General features: G+C 64.5%; 2 protein-coding genes. Both read left to right on the top strand.

Annotated elements, in window-relative coordinates:
* The coding region (locus AACY42_RS28885) for a phosphopantetheine-binding protein (RefSeq protein WP_445261766.1) at positions 1-779 on the top strand (779 nt) is incomplete at its 5' end.
* The coding region (locus tag AACY42_RS27800) for an amino acid adenylation domain-containing protein (RefSeq protein ID WP_445261765.1) at positions 776-6228 on the top strand (5453 nt) is incomplete at its 3' end. The genes AACY42_RS28885 and AACY42_RS27800, both read left to right, overlap by 4 nt.

Genomic DNA, 6228 nt, shown 5'->3' with positions numbered 1-6228 from the left:
CTCACGGGCAATTGCTGCCAGTGGGCGTGCCCGGGGAGATCCACATCGGCGGTGTCGGTGTGGCCCGCGGTTACCTCAACCTGCCGCAACTCAGCAACGAGCGCTTCATCGCCGACCCGTTCTACGGGAAGGCCGACGCCCGTTTGTACAAAACCGGTGACATCGGTCGCTGGCTGCCGGACGGCACGCTGCAGTACCTGGGGCGCAATGACGATCAGGTGAAGATCCGCGGGTTCCGTATCGAACTGGGCGAAATCGAAGCCAAGCTCGCCCAGCACGGCGCGGTGAAGGAGGCTGCGGTGCTGGTCCGTGAAGACGTACCGAGGGAAAAACGCCTGGTGGCCTATTTCACCCAGTACGCGCCGGACGAAGCGGTGGAACTCGATGCGCTACGTACGTCGCTGCTGGCGCAACTGCCGGCCTTCATGGTGCCGGTGGCTTATGTACGCCTCGATGCGATGCCGCTGACACCCAACGGCAAGCTCAACCGCAAGGTGCTGCCGGCCCCGGACCTGGAGGCTTTCATCACCCGGGGCTACGAAGCCCCTATTGGCGAAACCGAAATCACCCTGGCCCAGCTGTGGGCTGAAGTGCTCAACGTAGAGCGCGTTGGCCGTCACGATCACTTCTTCGAACTGGGCGGGCATTCCTTGCTTGCCGTCAGCCTGATGGAGCGGATGCGCCAAGAGGGTATGGAAGCGGATGTGCGGGCGTTGTTCGAGCAGCCCACGCTCTCGGAATACGCGGCAACGACAGAAAAAATGGAGATTGTCCTGTGAGTGTGATCGAACTGTTGGCGACACTAAAAGAAAAAGACGTACAGCTTTCAGTCAAGGGCGATCAGCTTGTGGTACGGGGCCGCAAACAGTCCCTGAGCGAGCCGGCGGTGCTGGCCATGTTGCGCGAGCACAAAGCCGCGCTGATCGCGTTGATCCAGGCCGGGCAATACGATGACCGCAAGGCTGGCGAAATCGACATCCCAGCCAATGCCATTCCCGTCGGTTGCGTGCAGATCACGCCGGACATGCTGCCACTGGTGGCCCTCGACCAGCCGGCCATCGACCGCATCGTGGCCACCGTGCCGGGCGGCGCGGCCAACGTGCAGGACATCTACCCGCTGGCGCCGTTGCAGGAGGGGATTCTTTATCACCACCTGACCGCCACCCAGGGCGATCCCTACCTGTTGCAGGCGCACTTCAGCATCAGTCGGCAGGAGCGCCTGACGGATTTTGTCGACGCCTTGCAAAGCGTGATCGACCGCCACGACATCCTGCGCACCGCCATCGTCCGCGAAGGGTTGCAGGAGGCGGTGCAGGTGGTCTGGCGCGAGGCCCGACTGGGGGTCAAGGACATCAGTAGTGCCGACCTCGCCGAGGGTGACGTCATGGCGCAACTGCAGGCGCGCTTCGATCCTCGGCACTATCGCCTGGACGTCAGCCAGGCGCCGCTGTTGCTGCTGGTGGTTGCCGAGGACGCAGCCAACCAGCGCTGGGTCGCCATGCTGCTGTTCCATCACATGGCCCTCGACCACGCAGCCCTGGCGGTTGTGCAGAGTGAGATGCAAGCCTACTTGATGGGGCAGGCCGGGCAATTGCAGCCTGCCGCGCCTTACCGCGACTATGTCGTTCGGACCCGACAGGTCGGCCAGCGCCAGGCTGACGAGACGTTCTTCCGCGAGATGCTGGGCAACGTCGAGGAACCGACCTTACCCTTTGGCCAGCAGGATGTGCTGGGCGATGGCAGTGCCATCGAAGAAAGCCATCTGACACTGGCCCCGGACCTCAGTCGCCGTCTGCGCGCGCAGGCCCGTCAGCTCGGCGTGAGCGCGGCGAGCATTTTTCACCTGGCCTGGGCGCAGGTACTCTGCAGTGTATCGGGCCGCGAGGACGTGGTGTTCGGCACGGTGATGCTCGGTCGCATGCAGGCCGGCGAAAGCACGACCCGGGCCCTGGGCATGTTCATCAATACCTTGCCATTGCGTGTGGGTGTCGGTGCACAGAGCGTGCGCGATGGGGTGAAAAGCACCCACGCGCGGTTGAGCAGCCTGCTCAGTCACGAATACGCCTCCCTGGCCCTGGCGCAACGTTGCAGCGGCGTGGCGGCGCCGGCGCCGCTATTCAGCGCGCTGCTGAACTACCGTCACAGCGCCAGCGCGGCGCATGTCCCCGCGGCTGACGTCAGCCTGGCCTGGGATGGGATGGAAGCCCTGGGGGCGGAAGAACGCACCAACTACCCGCTGATCCTCTCGGTGGACGACTTTTCCGACGACTTCGCCTTGTCGGCGCAAGCCACTGCGCTGATTGGCGCGCAACGCATCGGCGATTACATGCAGGCCGCCGTTGAAAGCCTAGTCACCGCCCTGGAGTCTGCGCCCGGAGCGATGCTCAACAGCCTGTCGTTACTGCCAGAATCGGAGCGTGAACGGGTGCTGTTTTCGTTCAACGACACCGACCGTGATTATCCGCGCGAACAACCGATTCATGCCTTGTTCGAGGTCCAGGCCCAGGCACGTCCGGACGCGCCGGCAGCGGTGCAGGATGGGCAAGTCCTGACTTACCGCGAACTGGACCGCAACGCCGGGCGTCTGGCCAGGCATCTGCTCGACCTTGGGCTGCAAGCGGGTCAGACCGTGGCGATCCTGCTGCCGCGCTCGCTCGATCTACTGGTCAGCCAACTGGCCGTGCTCAAGTGTGCGGCGGTGTACCTGCCGCTGGACATCAATGCCCCTGCCGAGCGCCAGCAGTTCATGATCGAGGACAGCCACGCCGTGCTGGCCTTGACCCACAGCCGAGAAGCCTTGGCGTCGCACGTGCGTCGGGTGGACCTGGACCGTGTCGACCTTCCCGAGCCGGCGGCCCGTTGTGGCCAGCAACCCGCATCGAGCGAAGCGCCGGCGTACATCATGTACACCTCAGGTTCCACGGGGACACCCAAGGGCGTGCTGGTGCCGCATCGGGCAATCAGTCGGCTGGTAATCAATAACGGTTTTGCCGACTTCAACGAACAGGACCGGGTGGCCTTCGCCTCCAATCCCGCTTTCGACGCCAGCACCCTGGAAGTCTGGGCACCGTTGCTCAATGGCGGTTGCGTGGTGGTGGTCGATCAGGACGTGCTGTTGTCCCAGGAGCGCTTGCACGGGCTGTTGCTCGAGCAGGCGGTGACTGTGTTGTGGATGACGGCGGGGCTGTTTCACCAATACGCCGACCACCTGATGGACGTGTTCGCCCAGTTGCGCTACTTGATTGTCGGCGGCGACGTGCTGGATCCGGCGGTAATCGCCCGCGTCCTCAAGGACGGCGCGCCGGCCCATCTGCTCAACGGCTACGGCCCGACGGAAGCGACGACGTTCTCGACCACCTACGAAATCAAGGCCGGTGGCGAGGGCAGCGTCCCGATTGGCCGTCCTTTGAGCAACACCCGGGTCTACATCCTCGATGCGCAGCAGCGACCCGTGCCCCAGGGCGTGGCCGGCGAGCTGTACATCGGCGGCCTGGGGGTCGCCAACGGCTACCTGAACCGCCCGGACCTGAGCGCCGAAAAATTCCTCCTCGACCCGTTCAGTCATAACCCCCAGGCCTTGATGTACCGCACCGGCGACCTCGGGCGCTTCCGGGAGGACGGCAATATCGAGTACCTGGGCCGCAACGACGGCCAGGTGAAGATCCGTGGCTTTCGCATCGAACCGGGGGAGATCGAAGCCCGCCTGGCGCAACACGCTGCGGTGAAAGAGGCGACGGTGCTGGTGCGTGAAGACGTTCCCGGCGAAAAACGCCTGGTGGCTTATTTCACCTTGCATTCAACGGATGACAGCGCGGACATCGAAGCCCTGCGTGCGCATCTGCAAAGCCGCTTGCCGGACTATATGGTCCCGGCTGCCTACGTGCGGCTCGATGCCTTGCCGCTGACCCCCAACGGCAAGCTCGACCGCAAGGCCTTGCCGGCTCCCGACCAGGCTTCGATCATCAGCCGAGGCTACGAAGCTCCGGTGGGCGAAACCGAAATGACCCTGGCCCGACTGTGGCAGCAAGTTCTCAACGTCGAGCAGGTGGGACGCCACGATCATTTCTTCGAGCTGGGCGGCCATTCCCTGCTGGCCGTCAACCTGATCGAGCAGATGCGCCAGGTGGGTTTGAGCGCAGACGTTCGCGTGCTGTTCGGTCAGCCGACCCTCGCGGCGCTGGCCGCAGCGGTGGGCGGCGGCAATGAAGTTGCGGTCCCGGCCAATGGCATCACCCCCGATTGTGAGCGGATCACCCCGGCCATGCTGCCGCTGGCGACATTGACCCAGGCGGCGATCGACCGAATCGTCGCCACGGTGCCGGGTGGTGTGCACAACGTCCAGGACATCTACCCGCTGGCGCCGTTGCAGGAAGGTATTCTCTATCACCATGTCTCGGCGCAGCAGGGCGATCCCTACGTGTTGCAGGCGCTGTTCGCTTTCCAGGACGAGGCGCGCCTCGAGGCCTTCGCCCAGGCATTGCAAGGCGTCATCGACCGGCACGACATCCTGCGCACCTCGATCATGTGGGAGGGGCTGGAGCAGCCGATACAGGTGGTCTGGCGCAAGGCGCTGTTGAGTGTCGAGCAACTGCGGCTGGACGCGTCGGACGTCGATGCCGTGACCCAACTGCATGCACGTTACGACTCTCGTCATCATCGCCTGGACATTCGCCAGGCCCCGCTGATGTGCTTGCGTTATGCCCATGACACGGCCAACCAGCGCTGGGTGGCGATGCTGCTGTTCCACCACATTGCCCTGGACCACACGGCGCTGGAAGTCGTGCAGCAAGAGATGCAGGCGCACCTGCTGGGCCAGGCCGGCCAATTGGCCGCCGCGCTGCCGTACCGCAACTATGTGGCCCAGGCGCGCCTGGGTGTCAGTGAGCAAGAACACGAAGAGTTCTTCCGCGAGATGCTCGGTGATGTCGACGAGCCGACCCTGCCGTTGGGGTTGCAACAGGTGCAGGGTGACGGTTGTGGCATCGAGGAGGCCAAGCTGGCATTGAACGCCGGTTTAAACCGCCGCTTGCGGGCGCAGGCGCGGCGGCTCGGCGTGAGTGCGGCCAGCCTGCACCATTTGGCGTGGGCACAGGTACTGGGACGTTTGTCCGCGCGAGAGGACGTGGTGTTCGGCACGGTCCTGATGGGGCGGATGCAGGCCGGCGAGGGCGCCGACCGGGTCCTTGGCATGTTCATCAATACCTTGCCGCTGCGAGTCAAGCTGGATGAGCAGGGCGCGCGCGCCGGGGTCAAGACCACCCATGGGCGGCTGACCGCATTGCTCGGTCACGAACATGCTTCGCTGGCCCTGGCGCAACGTTGCAGCCGCGTGGCCGCACCGGCCCCGTTGTTCAGTGCGCTGCTGAACTACCGGCACAGCGCGACCGGCTCCGCTTCAGCCGAGGCCATGAGCGCCTGGCAGGGTATGGAAGTCCTGGGCAACGAAGAACGGACCAACTACCCGCTGACCCTATCGGTGGATGACCTGGGCGACGGCTTCATGCTGAGCGCCCTGGTGGCGCAAGGGATTGGCGCGGCGCGTATCTGCGCCTACATGCACACGGCCCTGGAAAATCTGGTACAGGCCCTCGAGCATGCGCCCCAGACACCACTCAACCGCCTGGAGATCCTGCCGGAAAGCGAACGTAACCAGTTGCTGGAGGATTTCAACGCCACCAAACGCGCCTATCCCCACGAGCAGACCGTCCTGGCGCTGTTCGAGGCCCAGGCCGCGCACCTGCCGCAGGCAATTGCGGTGGTGCACGGACAGCGGCAAGTGACTTACGCGGAGCTGAACGAGCAGGCCAATCGCCTGGCCCATCACTTGATCGGCCTCGGCGTGCAGCCGGATGACTGCGTGGCGATCCTGCTGCCACGCTCCATCGAGCTGCTGGCCAGCCAGTTGGCGATTCTCAAGTGCGCGGCAGCCTACGTGCCGCTGGATCGCAACGCCTCGCTGGAGCGCCAAGGGTTCATGCTTGGCGACTGCCAGGCCAAGTGCCTGCTGACGTTCAGTACCGAGGTGGTTCCTGAAGGCGCGCGGCGCATCGACCTGGACACGCTGGACGACCAAGGGCTGCTGCACAACCCGGCATTGGCGCAGTCCAGTGAATCGATCGCCTACATCATGTACACCTCGGGCTCTACCGGTACCCCGAAAGGCGTGCTGGTGCCGCATCGGGCGATCACCCGGCTGGTGATCAACAACGGTTATGCCGATTTCAACGC

It is taken from the genome of Pseudomonas sp. RL_5y_Pfl2_73 (assembly GCF_963970515.1).
Taxonomy (GTDB): Bacteria; Pseudomonadota; Gammaproteobacteria; order Pseudomonadales; family Pseudomonadaceae; genus Aquipseudomonas.
Note: the sequence above shows the minus strand (reverse complement) of the source record. Positions and strands in the feature narration are given on the sequence as shown.